The organism is Xanthovirga aplysinae (assembly GCF_009711365.1).
Classification (GTDB): Bacteria; Bacteroidota; Bacteroidia; order Cytophagales; family Cyclobacteriaceae; genus Xanthovirga; species Xanthovirga aplysinae.
On sequence record NZ_SMMB01000239.1, the window covers coordinates 1 to 806 of the forward strand.

Sequence of the window (806 nt, forward strand, 5' to 3'; positions counted from 1 at the left end):
TGTGGCCTGGATCACCATGAGCTATCATGCCTTGAAAGCCGCAACCGATGATCCAGTGAATTCAATCAGATATGAATAATTTAACAATCTGCTATCTTCCAAGGGTTCTAAGCCCTTGGAAGGCTTAATCTAGCTCACTGGCAGGAAAGATTAAAGATGGAAAGTGATGGTTCCGGCTTCAAGGCCTATTTTTAAGATAATATTTGCCTTTTTTATTATACCCTGAAGTACCTAGTAAAAGAACACAAAAAATTTCATCCCAAACACATTAATTAGCCAGATTCTTTATAAAAAATCTGATAACCTTCGATAACCACATAATCATGAAAATATCAAAAATCACATCATTAGTGCTTTTTCTGGTCCTTTATTTGTCTCCTAAGGCTTTTCCAAATCTTAAAGAAAAAACCTCTTTAAATGGGATCTGGATTCAGGAAGGGTATGGAAGAATTATTGAGATAAAAGATTCCACATTTACCTACTATAACACCACTCAAAATTCATGTTTTCCTCTTGCTTCCGGAAATCTGGCAGACAGATTTAAGGTAGTTCAATTGAGGGACAACGAATAAACATTAAACCCTGGAGGTATAGTGGATTATTATTTTAAGCGCACGAACGTTCTCCCTATAGCCTGCACCAGCCCAAATAAATCAATAGACAAATCATCTGAAAAGAATTTCGATGTTTTATGGAACACCTTCAACAAACATTATGCATTTTTTGAAGAACGGAATATTAATTGGGTTGAAATACAAGAAAATTATGGCCCGAAAATTACCAGCATAAAATCTGAAAAAAAATTA

At 34.9% G+C, this 806-nt stretch carries 1 protein-coding gene and 1 pseudogene; both read left to right on the plus strand.

Annotated elements, in window-relative coordinates; genetic code table 11:
• Positions 1-323 precede the first annotated feature (323 nt).
• On the plus strand, positions 324-572 hold the full coding sequence (locus E1171_RS00565; RefSeq protein ID WP_155203069.1) for a hypothetical protein: 249 nt from the start codon (positions 324-326) through the stop codon (positions 570-572).
• A gap of 21 nt (positions 573-593) precedes the next feature.
• Positions 594-806: pseudogene (locus tag E1171_RS24040) on the plus strand (hypothetical protein); the annotation flags it as partial.

Excerpts from the sequence above, each read along its gene's own strand:
- E1171_RS00565 (WP_155203069.1), top strand. The coding sequence starts at position 324 with ATGAAAATATCAAAAATCACATCATTAGTGCTTTTTCTGGTCCTTTAT.